This window comes from Bartonella rochalimae ATCC BAA-1498, from assembly GCF_000706645.1.
GTDB lineage: Bacteria > Pseudomonadota > Alphaproteobacteria > Rhizobiales > Rhizobiaceae > Bartonella > Bartonella rochalimae.
The window spans coordinates 269,218-285,955 of record NZ_KL407338.1; the positions used below are offsets into that span (position 1 = coordinate 269,218).

Sequence of the window (16,738 nt, forward strand, 5' to 3'; positions counted from 1 at the left end):
TTATGTCTAAAATTTATTTTACGCAAGATCACGAATGGATAAGTGTTGAGGGACAGATCGCTACGGTTGGAATTACCAATCATGCTCAAGAGCAGTTAGGTGATTTGGTATTTGTTGATTTGCCACAGAGCGGAACACATATTTCTAAGGGAGATGCAGCTGCTGTTGTTGAGTCTGTTAAAGCGGCATCGGATGTTTATGCACCTATTGATGGAGAAGTGATTGAAGCTAATGAAGCTTTAGCAGGTGATCCTGCGTTGGTAAATCAGCAAGCCGAAAAGGAAGGTTGGTTATGGAAAATGAGGATACAGGATAAGACACAGCTTGATGAGTTATTAGATGAATCTTCTTATCGTGCATTGATTGGGTAAAATTATGCAAGAACATCGTTTTGTTTCGCGGCACATAGGGCTTCGATCTGATGAAATACAAAAAATGCTTAGGGTGTTAGCGCTTGATTCAATAGAAGCTTTAGTTTCTCAAGCTGTTCCTGAGTCTGTTCATTTGAAACGATTGCTTAATTTACCAGAAGCAGCAAATGAAGAAAAAGCTTTGGAAGAATTATCGAAGATTATGGAACGCAATAATGTCCGGAAGAGTTTTATTGGACAAGGCTATTATGGAACATTTGTACCACCTGTTATTTTGCGTAATTTTTTTGAAAATCCGGCTTGGTATACCGCTTATACACCCTATCAGGCAGAGATTAGCCAGGGCCGTTTAGAGCTTTTGTTTTATTTTCAAACATTAATAAGTGAATTGACTGGATTACCTGTTGCGGCTGCTTCACTTCTTGATGAGGCAACAGCTTTAGCTGAAGCTAATGCGGTGGCTGTCCGTTTTGCACGTGAGAAAAAAACAAAAATTTTGATTCAAGGCCTTTTACATCCTCAAACATTGAGTGTTGCGCAGACACGTGCTGAAACACAGGGCATTCACATGAGCGAAAAAGGTGAAATTTGTTCTGATACGGCCGCTGTTGTTTTACCATGGCCAGATACAAGAGGATGCTTTAATGATTATAATGAAGTTATTAAAGAGGCAAAGGAGAAGGGGGCTCTAGTTATTGTCGTTGCAGATCCTTTAGCTCTTACCCTTATGGAAGCACCAGCCAAATGGGGAGCTGATATTGTTGTTGGTTCTATGCAGCGTTATGGAGTTCCAATGGGTTTTGGTGGTCCTCATGCAGGTTATCTTGCCGTGAGTGATGCTTTAATGCGTTTAATTCCAGGGCGTATTGTTGGGCAATCGACAGATACAAAAGGGCGTACTGGTTTTCGATTAGCATTGCAAACGCGTGAACAACATATTCGACGTGATAAAGCAACATCGAATATATGTACTGCGCAGGCTTTGTTGGCTAACATGGCAGTGGCTTATGCTATTTGGCATGGTCCAAAAGGTCTACAGGAAATTGCCAAACGTGTTCACAGTTTAACATGTCGTTTTGTTGCTGGTTTAGAAGCGGTGGGTATCCATTGTGAGGGTAAATATTTTTTTGATTGTATTAGTGTTTTTGTCGAGAAGAGAGCTCAAGATATTGCAAATCAAGCAAAAATGGGTGGGCGGCTTGTGCGTGTTCTTAATGATGATTGGGTTGCAATTAATTTTGATGAATTATCAACAGAAGAAGATGCTATTGCTTTAGCACAGCTTTTTAACGCACAATTAACTGATGAAACTGCTACAAGGCTTTTTGGCAAAGAGCGTGATTCTGCTTTTCTTTCGCAGTCATTTTTTCACGCAGTGCATTCAGAAACCGACATGATGCGCTTTTTACGTCGCTTATCAGATAAGGATTTAGCACTGGATCGGGCAATGATTCCACTTGGTTCTTGTACAATGAAACTGAATGCTGCGGCTGAGTTAATACCTGTGAGTTGGCCTACAGTGGCTAATATACATCCTTTTGCACCTAAAGAGGATGCGTTGGGATATCAGGAAATGATGAACCAGTTAAATGCATGGTTATGTGAAATTACAGGGTTTGCTCAAGTTTCTTTTCAGCCTAATTCTGGTGCTCAAGGTGAATATGCTGGACTTTTGGCTATTTGGCGATATCATCAATCTCGTGGTGATCATCAGCGTAATATTTGTCTTATTCCTGCATCAGCACATGGAACTAATCCAGCTTCAGCACATATGGCAGGGATGGAAGTTGTAATAGTGAAATGCTTAAGTGATGGTGATGTTGATATTGATGATCTTAAAGCGAAAGCACAATTGCATAAAGCTCATTTGGCAGCTTTAATGATTACTTATCCTTCAACACATGGTGTTTATGAGGAAAACATTAAGGACATTTGTGCCATTATTCATGAAAATGGTGGGCAAGTCTATTTCGATGGAGCTAATTTAAATGCACTTGTAGGTCTTGCACGTCCTGCGGATATGGGAGCGGATGTTTGTCACATGAACCTTCATAAAACATTTGCGATTCCTCATGGTGGTGGAGGTCCTGGTGTTGGCCCGATTGGCGTTGGAATGCATTTAAAACCGTTTTTACCTGGCCACGAACAAGATAAGACGACTCATGCCGTTTCAGCAGCTCCCTATGGCAGTGCTTCTATTTTAGTGATTACATGGATGTATATTCGGATGATGGGAGCTGATGGATTAAAATGTGCAACACAGATAGCAATATTAAATGCTAATTATGTTGCTGAGCGTCTCTCAAAGGCTTATTCTATTCTTTATCGGGGTAAACATGGGCGTGTTGCACATGAATGTATTGTGGATACACGGTCTCTGAAAGAGCAATATGGAATCAGTGTTGATGATATTGCAAAACGTCTTATTGATTATGGATTTCATGCTCCAACAATGTCATTTCCAGTTCCTGGAACTTTGATGATTGAGCCAACTGAATCAGAACCGAAGGCAGAAATTGATCGTCTTTGTGATGCTTTGTTATCTATTGCTGAAGAATCTAAGAAAATTGGTGAAGGCATTTGGCCGAAAGATGATAATCCATTGGTGAATGCACCGCATACATTAGCAGACACTTTAGACGATAATTGGAAACGGGCTTATTCGAGAAAAGAAGCTGCTTTTCCTGATCCTCGCTTTGATCCAGCAAATAAATATTGGCCGCCTGTTTCACGTATTGACAATGTTTCTGGTGATAGAACTTTGATTTGTTCTTGTCCACCATTGGTGAACACGGTTTAAATTTATTTTCTTATGTTTCAATTAAGCAAGTCTATATCAAGCCTGTGGAGTTGGATATAATTTATTTCGATTTTTGTTTAAGGCTGATCATGGCTATCTTAGATTCATTTTATGAGAATTCGAAGATTTAAATGTAAATACGTTTATAACGAGAACCAAGAGAAGTAAGAATTTCGTAAGGAATAGTCCCTGCATCTGCAGCAACATTTTCGACAGTTTGATGTTTTCCAATAAGTTCTACCCAATCACCACGTTTTGGTTTTTCATGCTTAAGATTGGTTGCATCAACAATAATAGAATCCATAGAGATTTGTCCAATGATGGGTAGTTTGTGTTGGTTGAAATAAACGGAACCTTTGTTAGAAAGGTTTCGTAGCCAGCCATCGGCATAACCAATAGAAATGGTGGTAAGAATGCTGGGCTTTTGAGTGATGAAACTTCCCCCATAACCCACAGGAGTTCCCGCTTCAGTGCAACGGCTTTGAATAACTTGAGCCTTAAGTTTTAAAACAGATTTAAGAGATGTGGGATGTTTTTGATGGGGATCAATTCCATAAAGTCCAATACCTGGGCGGACAAGATCAAAATAAAAGTCTGGGCCAAGAAAGATTCCTCCAGAATTAGCAAGTGAAGCTTTACAGGCAGGAAGTTGTGCAAGTGCTTTTTTCATAGCGTTTTTTTGTTCGCAATTGGATGTGTGTGTTGCATTGTCTCCATTAGCAAGGTGGCTGATAATGTATTTTATGTCTGCTATTTCGAAGAGAGTAGGATTTTGGATCAACCATTGTAGCTCTTCTTGATCGAGCCCTAGTCGATTCATATTAGTATCAATTTGAATGATTGCTGGAAATTTTTTACCATTTTTTTGACAATGCATTTGCCAGTTTTCAATTTCATTCCGAGAATTAAGAACAGGGACAATACCAGTTTGAGTCACGAATTCTTCTGCAGTAGGGGGAATACCATTCAGAAGGATAAGGGTAACATTATTTGGTAAAATAGCTTTTAATTGGAGTGCTTCTTTAAGATGGGCAATAAAAAAAGTGCGGCAACCAGCTTGATAAAGTGCAGGGGCAATTTTTTCAGCTCCTAGCCCATAGGCATCAGCTTTTACAACAGCTGAACATTCTACAGGAGCAACACGTTGGACTAAGGTTTTATAATTAGCAATAATTGCACCAATATCAATAGTTGCTATCGCAGTATAGGGTAGTATTGCATTTTCTTCATAACCAACAAACTTGTCCATTTTGTAATCCTATCTCTATATAATAAGATACAAATTCCCTTTTAATTATTATTCTTATAACTGTGCCTATGATACACAAAAACGCGAATATTATTTTTACTTTAAAATATATAAGTGGTGAAAGCAATTAGTGAAGTGAGAGATGCAATTTTGATACAATGAATGGAGTGTTATTTTCTTTGAATGATAGCTCCTACTGGAATAATGTTTTTTCATTTTAATTTTTCTTTTTGAAGCAAACAAAACCATTTATCTAAACGTCATAAGAAAAAAGAATAGATGATAAATTATTTGAGAAGGAATTTTACAATACCTTTTAGGAGACATCTACATAAGAAAGAAGTTGTAATGTTAGTGAGTGAATAAAAATATAGAAGTAATGATGGTATTGGTTTTTTGCTTTATAAATATAAAGGTAAAGATGGTGGCAATTCGGTTGAGCTTGTATTATATTTTCAGTGGACGATGATAAGAAATGAGTTGGGGAGAAAGTATAAATATCTTTTAAAACGGATTCGTAAATTAATTGTAGACTATTTTTTCGTAAGGAATATGATCCTATTAAAGGATGAAAAAAGTATGAAGTTATTGTTAATCTTCATTATTTTGAATGTATTGCTTTAGACAATTTTGAAAGACGGAAAGTTGATTTAAACAAGTAATAAAGCTGGACATTGGTGTTACTTTAATTATGCTCTTTTCAAATTGTTATCTCTTTATTGTAGAGATAAGCTAAATTAGTGTATTTAACGTTTTCATTTCAGTCTATTCTATATAAAACTGGGATAGCAGTGAAAATTTGAAACTGTCTCAATGTGTCATTGCATGAGAGGTAGATACTTAATTTACAGGTAAGAGCTAAAGTATGCTTTTCAAATTAGGCTAATAATGTAATAAAAGATATCACCATTATAAACTAAAGTGATATTCTGATTTTTATTAAATGCTTCAAAAGCAATAACATATATGGTTTTACAGATGCTTATTTAAAAGGCATTTACATAACTTCATTATACCGTATCCTACAATAAAAGATAAGAAGAGGATCTATTTTGAAATAGACGAGAGTCTATGACTTCCTGTAGCCAGCAATGAGATCAGATTTGATATCTGTGGTTCCAATGAGACGCGCTTTGTAAACTTCATAATTTTCTATAACACGCATCACATAGTTACGCGTTTCTGTATAGGGGATACGTTCGATCCAGTCGACAACGTTATCAAGAGATTGTCCTCTAGGATCACCGTAACGTTCTATCCATTCATTTGCGCGACGGAAGCCTGCATTATAGCTGATAAAAGCCAATATATAAGATCCGTTAAAATGCTCTAATTGTTCACTTAAAAAATGAGCACCTAATATAGTATTATAATTGACATCACTGCTAAATTTTTTGTGAGACCACGCAATTGAATGTTTGTTAGCTAATACTTTTGCTGTGGTAGGTAACAATTGTAACATACCTTGGGCTCCAGCTTTTGATATAGCGACAGGATTAAATTCGCTTTCTTGGCGTGCAATGGCATAGATGAGTGCCTTTTTTGTTGCAGAAAAGTTGATGGATGTTGGAATAGCCCCGATAGGATGGGAAAGAGCGCTGACGGCCTTACCTTGAACAACAGCAGTTTTACCGATTTTGAGGCTGGTATAATAGTCGCCACTTTTTTCTGACATAACAGCTAAAAGAGCTAATTCACCAGGATTGTCTATTGTTGTGCTGAGCTCTTTATAAAAAATTTTAGCGAGATTAGCATAGCCAGCAGCTTCAAGCCTTTGGATAACTTGAACACCTTTTCGTGCACTAAAACTTTGCCGCTCATTCATTGTTGGCTTAGGAAAATAAATTTCAAGTTTTTTTTCGTTAAGTCGAGAGGCTGCTAATTGACCATAATAAGTTGTACCAAAATGAGCAGCGCGCTGAAAATAATGTTGAGCATTTTTATATTCACCTAAGGCTTCTGCTGTTCGCCCCATCCAATAATAGCCACGGGATGTTGAGAGAGGAGAAGAGGAGAGTTGAGGGATATGCGTAAAGTGATGCATTGCTGTCTTGGGGCTATGAAGAAATCGAAGTGCATACCATCCCGCGTGAAACGCAGCATCAATTTTAAATGAGGGTGTTCCTCCAATATGAGCTGAAACAAGTTGATAAGCGATTTTAGGCTTGTTTAAATCAAGCATTTCACGAGAAAGAACACGTCGTTCTATCCACCATGCATCAGGGTTAATAAGATTTATAGGATCTCGTGGTGCTTGCATCATGAGTTGTGCAGCAGTTTCATATTGTCCAGTTCGTCGAAAATAACGAATTTTAGCAAATTGTAAAAGAGGATCTTTCTTCCATGATTGATCAACAGCTTTTAGTTTTTGTGCGGCTTGAGGTTCATTTTTTTCAACAGCAGCAAAAGCATTAAAGAGAGATTGGGCATGGGCTAATTTTGCAATCCGCTGAGCTGAATCAATACGATTTGCATAAAGCATAATCTTCATACGTTTCAGATGATCAGAGGGTTTTAATGCAGTGCTTGCATTTTTAAGAATAAGATCTTCTTCTTGAGCGTTGAGCTGTACTGTATGCCACCACGGTGCAATAATTTGTCGTGCACGGGTGGTTTGTCCAGTTACGATAAGGGCTTTGGCAAGTGCAGCCATTCCTTGTACAGTGAGGGGAGAATGGTGAGTAAATTTTTGAATAATCGCTTGTGTAGAATTGTTTTCATTAATGAAAGCACGTTCAGCATTGCGTTTCATTATATTCATACCTGGCCAACCTTTTAATTCATTGATGGCCCTTAATATTTCAGAGCGTGGTATATTCGTTTGATATGATGTGTTGATTGCCCATGTTAAAATATGGCGATCAAGACTGTTTTGAGGCATTGTATTGCGAAGCGCTATTGTTTTCATAATATCTTTGTTTGAAAGAGTATCTAAGCCGAATTTAAGCTGGTTATTTTTAGTAATCTTAATTTTTGTTGGGATATTCTTTATAGGATGATTAGCTTCAAAAGATTTTTTAAGTTTTTCTATGGTGATAGAAGAGTGAGGATGAACCAAGGGAATTGGTCCGTTTTGTGGTAGAAAAACTGTTTGTGCTGAGGCATTTGAGAGTAAAATGATAGTTGCCAATTTGAGTATAATAAAGATTGATACAAAATAGTGAACAGAGACTATATACATTGATGAAAGACCTTTAGATCTTGCTTTTTAGGTAATACTTTATAAATTTTAAAAGAGAAGCATGAACGACATGTTAACAACTTAGTTGTGTTTTTAGGAAATGTTCAGCATACAGAAATTATAAATTAATATTGTAAGATCTTTATGAAATTCAACTTGCTTCAGCCATAGAGCAAGACTATGTTATTATAATAAGGTGGTTATTAAAAATAAAATTTAATATTATCAGGAGTTTATTATGCTCAAGGGAGCACTAACTGCATTGATTACACCATTTAATGAAGATGGTGTTATTGATGAAAAGTCATTTTGCAATTTTATTGAATGGCAAATCGGACAAGGTATTCATGGTGTGAGTCCCGTTGGGACAACAGGCGAGTCAGCAACTTTAAGTCATGAAGAACATAAGCGAGTTGTAGAATTATGCGTTAAACAAGTTTCTAAGCGTGTTCCTGTTGTTGCAGGGGCGGGGTCAAATAGCACGGATGAGGCTGTCGAGCTTGCACAGCATGCAGAGAAAGTAGGTGCAGATGCAGTTTTAGTAGTAATTCCTTATTATAATAAGCCTAATCAAAAGGGATTATATGCTCACTTTTCTGCTATTGCGAAAGCTATTTCTATTCCTATTGTGATTTATAATATTCCCGGGCGATCTGTTATTGATCTCACTGTAGAAACTATGAAAAATCTTTGTCAGGATTTTAAAAATATCGTTGGTATTAAGGATGCAACAGGTAAAATTGAGCGGGTAAGTGAACAACGAGAAAAATGTGGTAAGAATTTTATACAGCTTTCCGGTGATGATAAAACAGCATTAGGCTTTAATGCACATGGAGGTGTAGGGTGTATTTCAGTTGTATCTAATGTTGCTCCAAAGCTTTGTTCAGAGCTTTATACTGCTTGCCATCGTGGTGATTATAATACAGCATTAGAATTAAATGATCGTTTAATGCCCCTTAATTGTGCAATATTTATTGAACCAAATCCAGCGGGTATTAAATATGCTGCTGCAAAATTGGGAATTTGTAGGGATACTGTTCGTTTACCGATTGTTCCATTAGACAATACTACAAAGAGGATTATTGATGCTGCTTTGCAACATGCAGGTCTTCTTAAAGAATAAAATTATGTTGAAATAGCTATGAACAACAAAAAAAAGACAGCATCAATACGAAAAGTTATTGCCGATAATCGTAAAGCACGTTTCAATTTTGAAATTCTTGATACTCTTGAGGTCGGTATTGTTCTTCAAGGAACAGAGGTTAAGTCTTTACGTTCCAATCATGCCAATATTTCTGAAAGTTATGCTAGCTTTGAGAAGGGAGAGTTATGGTTGATTAATTCTCATATTCCTGAATATACGCAAGCGAATCGTTTTAATCATGATGCACGTCGTTTGCGTAAATTATTACTTTCAAAGCGTGAAATGGCGCGTTTCTTTAATGCAATTTCTCGTGAGGGTATGACGATTACTCCACTTAAACTTTATTTTAATGAACGGGGGCGTGTTAAATTGGAAATTGCTTTAGCACGTGGTAAAAAACTTCACGATAAACGTGAAACAGAAAAAAAACGAGATTGGGAGCGTGAAAAGGCACGACTTTTTAGAAAGTATGGATAATGGAAAAGAAATTTCCATATCTTCGTTAGAAAGATTTCAACATTGATTTAAATAGGTTTTTGCAGCTTCGAAGATTTGATAGAACATAGTATCTGTTAAACGGCCGGTATTAGTATTATAGCGTGAACAGTGATAGCTTGAAAAAATACGTAATCTACCAATATCACTAATTTTTCCATGACCAAAAGGGTGTGCTGAGGTTTTTGCATTTAAAGCTCGTAGAGTGGAGTTATGCGCAATGCTGCCAAGAGTAATGATGGCTTTTAGCTGAGGAAGATTTGTTAAAAGAGGTGAAAAAAAATGTCGACAAGTGTTGATTTCAGTGCCAGTGGGTTTATTCTCTGGTGGAACACAACGTACTGAATTAACAATTGCAGTATCGATGAGCTCTAGGGAATCATCTGATCTTTCTGCAAAAGTACCTTGAGCAAAACCAAACTTTTTTAACGTTGAATAAAGAAGGTGTCCAGCATAATCGCCTGTGAAAGGACGTCCAGTTCGGTTTGCTCCGCGTAATCCAGGAGCAAGTCCAACAATTAGAAGGCGTGTTGTTGCAGCCCCTTTATGAGGAAAAAATGGACTAACAGGTGCATTATGCCAATGAGGTTCTTTAATACGCCAGTCAGCGATAAAGTTATTTAGGCGAGGACACAAATTACAATTTGGAGGTGGTTCTGGGCACAATGATGTTAATTTACTGTTCATGGATTGCAGGTACCAATTATATTTTATCAAAAATCTTTTAAGCTATTTTATTTGATATTCAGTCGAGTATATTTTTGTAAACAGCTTTATAATATGCATACAGAGATTTTTTCACAATATGATTAGATGAATTTGTTGCTGATTGTGTTATAGAGAGAATATGTATTGCTATGATTAGTTGTAATGTATTGACCATACATTACCAAAAGAATTTAAAGTTTTTTCTTTTTTTAAGGGGGATATGTTATTTTCTTAATTATAGAAACTTAATTTTTTGCATAGTGATGGATTAAAAAACTATATTTTTTAAAGATGCTTGTGGATTAGGTATATTTAGTTTGTCGGTGGAGGAAGGTTCGGATATTTATGCCAAATAGCCTTATAATATAGTGCTTTATAATTAATAAGTTAATTAAGGCTTTGTTCTCTGCACTTGGTTTTTCAGCTGTAATATACTACCAGTTTTCATTTATATCTGAATAAATCTTTATGGTTGTAGAAAGAAAAAATACAGCACAATGCCGTTTATATTGTAATTTTTTTGATGAATGCGCTTACTTTTTTGTGCGATCCATTTTCTTTAACTATGAATAATTACTGTGTTATTAGAATGCAATAGTTTAAGATTGTTTTATTTCCAAACGCTTATAGATCTTAGTGTTTTTATAAACCTAAATTTTTTTCAAGAGTTTTGCTATAGTGCTATAGTTGGAAAAAATAATAAGGTGTGTATTGTTTTTCTTGTTTTTTGTTTTGATTATTGTATATATTCTAACGTAATTGTTAATTTTTGAACCTTGAAGAAAGGGACATAAATGGCCCGTGTAACAGTAGAAGATTGTATTGATAAGGTTGATAATCGCTTTGAGTTGGTGCTTTTAGCTGGGCATCGGGCTCGCCAGATTTCAGAAGGTGCACAGATTACAATTGATCGTGATAATGATAAAAATCCAGTTGTTGCTTTACGTGAAATAGCAGATGAAACTTTGTCTCCTGCTGATTTGAAAGAAGATCTTATTCACTCTTTACAAAAGCATGTAGAAGTTGATGAGCCAGAAGGAACAATGGAGTTTATTTCTCACTCAGGCGAATCCAGAGATATTGTGGGTTCTTCATCAGAAGAAAACACTGGTTCATTTGATTATATGTCAGAAGAAGAGCTTTTGGCAGGTATTGAGAGCTTAGTTGTGCCAGAGAAAAGTGATGATTATTAATCATCATATTTTATTGAAAAAGTAATGCATAGATTATCATTTGGTAGATTTGTTTTTTCTTTATTCGTAGGGTATTTAATAATAATTTAATTACAAAATTTCTGAGGATATCTATATGATGCGTCAGTGTGAGCTGGTTGAGCGTGTACGGCGTTACAAGCCTGACGTAAATGCGGATTTATTAAATAAGGCCTATGTTTATGCAATGCAGAAGCACGGTCATCAAAGGCGTGCTTCAGGTGATCTTTATTTTTCTCATCCTTTAGAAGTTGCTTCTATCTTAACGGATATGTACTTAGATGAAGCAACAATTGCCGTTGCTCTTTTGCATGATACAATTGAAGATACAAATGCTACAAGAGAAGAAATTGATCAACTGTTTGGACCTGAAATTGGTAAATTAGTTGAAGGGCTTACAAAGCTTAATAAGCTTGATCTCGTATCGAAGAAAGCTGTGCAAGCAGAAAATCTTCGTAAGCTTCTTATTGCTATTTCTGATGATATTCGTGTTCTTTTGGTTAAATTAGCAGATCGTCTTCATAATATGCGTACCCTTGATGTCATGCGTGATGATAAGCGTCGGTGGATTGCTGAAGAGACAATGGATATTTATGCGCCGCTTGCTGGTCGTATGGGGATGCAAGATATGCGTGAAGAGCTAGAGGATCTTTCTTTTTTTTATTTAAATCCAGAGGGTTATCGTACTATTAATGATAGGCTTTCTGAATTATTAGTGCGCAATCGCGATTTGCTTTCCACAATTGAAAAAGAATTGACAAAACTTTTTTTGAAAAACGGTATTAAAGCCAATGTTAAAAGTCGTCAGAAAAAATCTTATTCAGTTTTTCGTAAAATGGAAAGCAAAACCTTATCTTTTGAACAATTATCTGATATCTTTGGGTTTCGTGTAATTGTTGAGAGCGTAGATGATTGTTATCGCGCTCTTGGTATTATACACACTACATGGCCGATGGTTCCTGGGCGTTTTAAGGACTATATTTCTATCCCTAAACAAAATGATTATCGTTCAATTCATACAACAATTGTTGGGCCTTCAGGGCAACGCATCGAATTACAAATTAGAACTAGTGCAATGGATAGGATTGCTGAATATGGCGTTGCGGCACATGCCATTTATAAAGATCACGGTTCTGATTATTCATCATCACGCTTATCAAGTGAGACTAATGCTTATGCATGGTTGCGTCAAACAATTCAATCTTTGGCAGATGGCCATAATCCAGAAGAGTTTCTAGAATATACAAAGCTTGAGCTTTTTCATGATCAGGTTTTCTGTTTTACGCCGAAAGGGCAGTTAATTGCATTTCCAAAAGGCGCTACACCCATTGACTTTGCTTATGCAGTACATACCGATATTGGTAATTCTTGCGTGGGAGTAAAAATCAATGGTCGTATTATGCCCATAATGACCAAATTAAAAAATGGTGATGAAGTTAATATTATATGTTCGCAGATTCAATCTCCACCAGCGGCGTGGGAATCCCTTGTTGTAACAGGTAAGGCACGTTCTGCAATTCGTCGAGCAACACGTTCAGCAATACATAAGCAATATTCAGGTTTGGGGTGTCGTATTCTTGAACGTTCATTTGAGTGTGCGGGAAAACAATTTTCACAAGATATGCTTAAGCAAATTTTACCGCGTTTGGCACGTAAGGACGTAAAAGATGTTTTAGCAGCTGTTGGACGTGGTGAGTTGGCTGCTATAGATGTAGTTAAAGCGGTTTATCCAAATCATCAAGACGATTCTGTGGTGAAAAAGCCATCGTTTAAGTTTAAGGAGAGAAGCTGGTTTAATATTGAAAATGCTCAAGGTATGATTTTAAAGATTCTTGAAAATAAAAAAGGAAAAGCTTCAAAGAAAGAGCGTCAATATAGAGTGTTACCTATTCAAGGCACAAAAGGCGACATTCCAATACAATTTTCTCCTGAAGGAGCTGTGCCAGGAGATCAAATTGTTGGTATTATGGAGCCGGGTGTGGGTGTTATTATTTATCCGATACAATCTTCGGCTTTAACGGCTTATGATGATCAGCCAGAACGGTGGATTGATGTCCGCTGGGATCTTGATTCTGAGATGAGTGAACGTTTTCCTACTCGAATCAATATTTTAGCTGTAAATAGTCCTGGTTCTTTGGCTGAAATTACTCAGATCATTTTTGTAAATGATGCCAATATTGAAAATTTATCTTTTGTTCGTAAGGGAACAGATTTTACAGAAATTATTATTGATCTTGAGATTTGGAATTTAAAACATTTAAATCGTATCTTTTCTCAGTTAAAAAGAGCGAGATCAGTGAATATGGTACATCGGGTTTATGGGTAAAGAGATTATGCAATGAATACACAAGATGTGATTAATATTTTCAAACAAGCAGATGCTATTTTAGAAGGGCATTTTATTTTAACATCAGGTCGTCATAGTGCTACTTATTTACAAAAGGCAAAAGTGTTTATGCATGCTGATCTTACCGAAAAGCTGTGTTATGCTTTGGCTCAAAAAATTAAGAAATATGTGAAAGAAAAAATTGACTATGTAGTTGGGCCTGCAATTGGTGGTCTCATTCCTTCGTACGAGACTTCACGTCATCTTTGCGTTCCCTCTATTTGGGTAGAGCGTGTGAATGGTATATTCCAATTACGCCGCTTTGAAATTGAAAAAGATGCGCGGGTTGTTATTGTTGAAGATATTATGACAACAGGTCTTTCTATTCGTGAGACCATTGAAGCATTGGTTGAAGCAAAAGCCAATGTGGTAGCGAGTGCGTGTATTCTTGATCGGTCTGGTGGTAAAGTTAATATAGGAGTCCCACTCATTTCACTAGCCGAGTATGAAATTGCATCTTATGATGCTAATGCTTTGCCTCCTGAGCTTGCTGTGCTTCCGGTGATTAAGCCAGGAAGCCGAAATATTTGAATTTTATTAATTTTTCTACGAAAATGCTTGATGAAATAAATCTGAATAACATAAAATATAAGCATTATTTAGTGTGTACAAGGTATATATGAGTAACCACATATTTTTTAATTATCAGACATTGAAGAATTTTGGAAAGTGTGTTCGACGTAAGCTTAGCCTGTGTGGTTTATTTTATCGTATGCGTGAACGTATTTTACGTATATCAGCAACGCCCCATAAAGTGGCGCTGGGGTTTTCTATTGGTATTTTTGCAGCCTGTTCACCTCTTTTGGGATTGCACATCATTTTAGCAATATTTTTTTCTTGGGTTTTACGTGGCGATTTTGCTGCGGCAATTATCGGAACTGTTTTCTCTAATCCATTGACATTTTTTCTTATCATCATGGCTGATTATAAAGTCGGTCGCCTATTTTTACTGTTCTTTGGTCATGAAAGTGAAATTTCTTTTTCACAAATTCGCAATATGTTAGATGGTTTGACGTTTTCGCAAGCATGGTTATTTTTTTGGGAAACATGGAATTTGATTATGATGCCGATGTTTGTGGGTGGAATATTTTTAGGTATTATTTTTGGTAGTTTATCTTATATAGGTATTTACAGAACAATAATTCATTTTCAAAAAAAATCTCTATCAAAAGATGGTAAGAGAAAGATATTCAAAGCAAAAAAGCTTAGGTAATATTTATGATTATTGGTCTTGGCAGTGATATGGTTGATATAAGGCGAATTGAGAGGATGTTGGTTCGCTATGGTGACCGTTTTATTCAGCGTATTTTTACAGATGTTGAACAGGAAAAATCTGAAAGTCTTTGTCAGCGATCTAGTTCCTATGCTAAAAGATTTGCTGCTAAAGAAGCGTGCGCTAAAGCTTTAGGAACAGGAATTGCTTGTGGTGTTAGTTGGAAAGATATGGGGGTAGTTAATTTACCATCTGGCAAACCGACTATGAGGCTAACGAATTGCGCACACGCACAGTTAAAAAAATTATTACCTCCTCATCATGAGGTGATGGTTCATCTCAGTATAACAGATGATTTTCCTTGGGCGCAGGCATTTGTTATTATAGAAGCACTTCCACGTGGATAGATTCCATGAGAGATTGTGCTTTTATTATTTGGACATTATGATTGCAAAATAAGTTTTATCTATAAAAAGGTAGTACAGGATGAAACAAGAAGAGAAAATGCAAAAAAAAGATAAAAAAAATGAAATTATTGAATTTTTTTCTGTTTTAATTCAGGCTTTATTTTTGGCTGGAATTATTCGTACACTTTTTTTTCAGCCTTTTACTATTCCTTCTGGTTCGATGCGTCCTACTTTGCTAGTGGGAGATTATCTTTTCGTTTCCAAATATGCATATGGGTATTCTCGTTTTTCTATACCTTTTTCTCCTCCTATTTTTTCAGGACGGATTTGGGCGTCTCAGCCTAAGCGTGGGGATGTTTTGGTTTTTCGTTTACCTAGCAATCCGGATATTGATTATATTAAACGTGTTGTTGGATTACCCGGTGATCGTGTTCAAGTTCGTCAAAGTGTTCTCTATATTAATGATGAAGCTGTTTCACGTCAGTTTATGGGAAAGATTGATGATCCTGATGTGACAGAGGTTAATCATCCTGTTGATGTTTATCGCGAAACAATGTCTAACGGTGTAAGTTACAATACACTTAATTTAGGTTTTATCCCTCAGGTTGATGATACAAAGGTTTTTGAGGTTCCACCAGGACATTATTTTGTGATGGGTGATAATCGTGATAATTCAGATGATAGCCGTTTGAATGTAGGATATGTTCCAGATGAAAATCTTATTGGTCGAGCTAATTTGATTTTTTTCTCTATTAGTAATGGTTCGAGTGCGTGGCAGATTTGGCGTTGGCCATTTGACGTGCGTTGGAATCGTTTATTTTCTTTCATTCATACTATTCGTGACTTTCCGCTTGATAAATAAGTAGGAATTCTGTGATGGAGCATCAAATTATTGATCAGCTAGAGAAGCTGACAGGGCATAGTTTTAAAGATGCAGACAGATTAAAAAGAGCATTGACACATTCTAGTGTGCAAAGTTCAGAGCAGGGTAATTATGAAAGATTAGAGTTTTTAGGTGATCGAGTTCTTGGGCTTTTGATTGCTGAAATGCTTTATCAAATTTTTCCACAAGCAAGTGAAGGTGAATTATCCGTACGTTTGAATGGCTTGGTCAATGCACAAACATGTGCCGATATTGCATTGGAAATGGGTTTACCCGATATGGTTCATGTTGGTTGTGAAATGAAAAACTTAGAAGGTCGTCGGTTAGTTAATATTTATGCTGATGTTATTGAAGCCTTAATTGCTGTAATATATCTTGACGGAGGTTTAGAGAGCGTTCGTCCTGTCATTCAAAGATATTGGCATGATCGAGCCCAGAAGATGAATGCTGGTCGACGTGATGCTAAAACAGAATTACAGGAATGGGCTCATACACAAGATAGTGCACAACCTTATTACCAGGTCGTACAGCGTTATGGTCCAGATCATGATCCGGTTTTTATGGTGGAGGTAAGTATTTGTGGTTATGCACCTGAGATAGGGCGAGGTAGTTCTAAACGTCAAGCCGAGAGAGATGCTGCTGAAAGAATTTTGCGACGTGAAGGTATATGGAAATAGAGGGGAAACATAA

14 protein-coding genes are annotated in these 16,738 nt (G+C 36.5%); 11 read left to right on the plus strand and 3 right to left on the minus strand.

The window, feature by feature from the left end; all coding sequences use genetic code 11:
- The first annotated feature begins 2 nt into the window (after nucleotides 1–2).
- Nucleotides 3–371, plus strand: coding sequence for a glycine cleavage system protein GcvH (gene gcvH / locus O99_RS05925; RefSeq protein ID WP_035007193.1), 369 nt, complete (start codon nucleotides 3–5; stop codon nucleotides 369–371).
- Nucleotides 372–375: 4 nt separating this feature from the next.
- Nucleotides 376–3,171 (plus strand): aminomethyl-transferring glycine dehydrogenase, encoded by a 2,796-nt coding sequence (gene gcvP, locus O99_RS05930; protein WP_035007195.1) that lies wholly within the window; start codon nucleotides 376–378, stop codon nucleotides 3,169–3,171.
- 127 nt (nucleotides 3,172–3,298) lie between these two features.
- Here the strand turns inward: gcvP and alr are convergent, their stop codons facing one another.
- On the minus strand, nucleotides 3,299–4,420 hold the full coding sequence (gene alr / locus O99_RS05935; protein WP_035007196.1) for an alanine racemase: 1,122 nt from the start codon (nucleotides 4,418–4,420) through the stop codon (nucleotides 3,299–3,301).
- Between the two features lie 1,069 nt (nucleotides 4,421–5,489).
- Entirely contained in the window at nucleotides 5,490–7,601 is a 2,112-nt protein-coding gene (locus O99_RS05945) for a lytic transglycosylase domain-containing protein (RefSeq protein WP_035007200.1), read from the minus strand.
- A gap of 238 nt (nucleotides 7,602–7,839) precedes the next feature.
- On the opposite strand from O99_RS05945, the gene dapA reads away from it, so the two are divergent.
- Together dapA and smpB are read left to right on the plus strand one after the other, a co-directional pair.
- Complete coding sequence (dapA, locus tag O99_RS05950) at nucleotides 7,840–8,724, plus strand: 4-hydroxy-tetrahydrodipicolinate synthase (protein WP_035007203.1); 885 nt, start codon at nucleotides 7,840–7,842, stop codon at nucleotides 8,722–8,724.
- A gap of 18 nt (nucleotides 8,725–8,742) precedes the next feature.
- The gene (gene smpB / locus O99_RS05955) at nucleotides 8,743–9,222 is read left to right on the plus strand and encodes an SsrA-binding protein SmpB (protein ID WP_035007204.1); all 480 of its coding nucleotides are present in this window, start codon (nucleotides 8,743–8,745) and stop codon (nucleotides 9,220–9,222) included.
- A gap of 36 nt (nucleotides 9,223–9,258) precedes the next feature.
- Here smpB and O99_RS05960 read toward each other — a convergent pair whose 3' ends face one another.
- Nucleotides 9,259–9,927: a uracil-DNA glycosylase gene (locus O99_RS05960; RefSeq protein WP_035007206.1), complete on the minus strand. Its 669-nt coding sequence runs from the start codon at nucleotides 9,925–9,927 to the stop codon at nucleotides 9,259–9,261.
- Nucleotides 9,928–10,742: 815 nt separating this feature from the next.
- Between O99_RS05960 and rpoZ the strand changes: the two genes are divergently transcribed.
- The 7 genes from rpoZ to rnc all read left to right on the plus strand — a co-directional run bounded on the left by rpoZ (nucleotide 10,743) and on the right by rnc (nucleotide 16,725).
- A complete protein-coding gene (rpoZ, locus tag O99_RS05965) occupies nucleotides 10,743–11,141 on the plus strand; it encodes a DNA-directed RNA polymerase subunit omega (protein WP_035007208.1) in 399 nt (132 codons plus the stop codon).
- 115 nt (nucleotides 11,142–11,256) lie between these two features.
- Nucleotides 11,257–13,485 carry a RelA/SpoT family protein gene (locus O99_RS05970; protein WP_035007209.1) on the plus strand — a complete coding sequence of 743 codons (2,229 nt, stop codon included), beginning with the start codon at nucleotides 11,257–11,259 and terminating at the stop codon, nucleotides 13,483–13,485.
- A gap of 12 nt (nucleotides 13,486–13,497) precedes the next feature.
- Nucleotides 13,498–14,076 carry an orotate phosphoribosyltransferase gene (gene pyrE / locus O99_RS05975; RefSeq protein ID WP_035007211.1) on the plus strand — a complete coding sequence of 193 codons (579 nt, stop codon included), beginning with the start codon at nucleotides 13,498–13,500 and terminating at the stop codon, nucleotides 14,074–14,076.
- An 88-nt stretch (nucleotides 14,077–14,164) separates the two neighbouring features.
- A complete protein-coding gene (locus tag O99_RS05980) occupies nucleotides 14,165–14,758 on the plus strand; it encodes a DUF2062 domain-containing protein (RefSeq protein WP_078673852.1) in 594 nt (197 codons plus the stop codon).
- Nucleotides 14,759–14,763: 5 nt separating this feature from the next.
- Nucleotides 14,764–15,165 (plus strand): holo-ACP synthase, encoded by a 402-nt coding sequence (acpS, locus tag O99_RS05985; protein WP_035007213.1) that lies wholly within the window; start codon nucleotides 14,764–14,766, stop codon nucleotides 15,163–15,165.
- 79 nt (nucleotides 15,166–15,244) lie between these two features.
- Nucleotides 15,245–16,027, plus strand: a complete 783-nt coding sequence (gene lepB / locus O99_RS05990; protein WP_035007214.1) for a signal peptidase I — start codon at nucleotides 15,245–15,247, stop codon at nucleotides 16,025–16,027.
- A 14-nt stretch (nucleotides 16,028–16,041) separates the two neighbouring features.
- Nucleotides 16,042–16,725 (plus strand): ribonuclease III, encoded by a 684-nt coding sequence (gene rnc, locus O99_RS05995; RefSeq protein ID WP_035007215.1) that lies wholly within the window; start codon nucleotides 16,042–16,044, stop codon nucleotides 16,723–16,725.
- Nucleotides 16,726–16,738 lie beyond the last annotated feature (13 nt).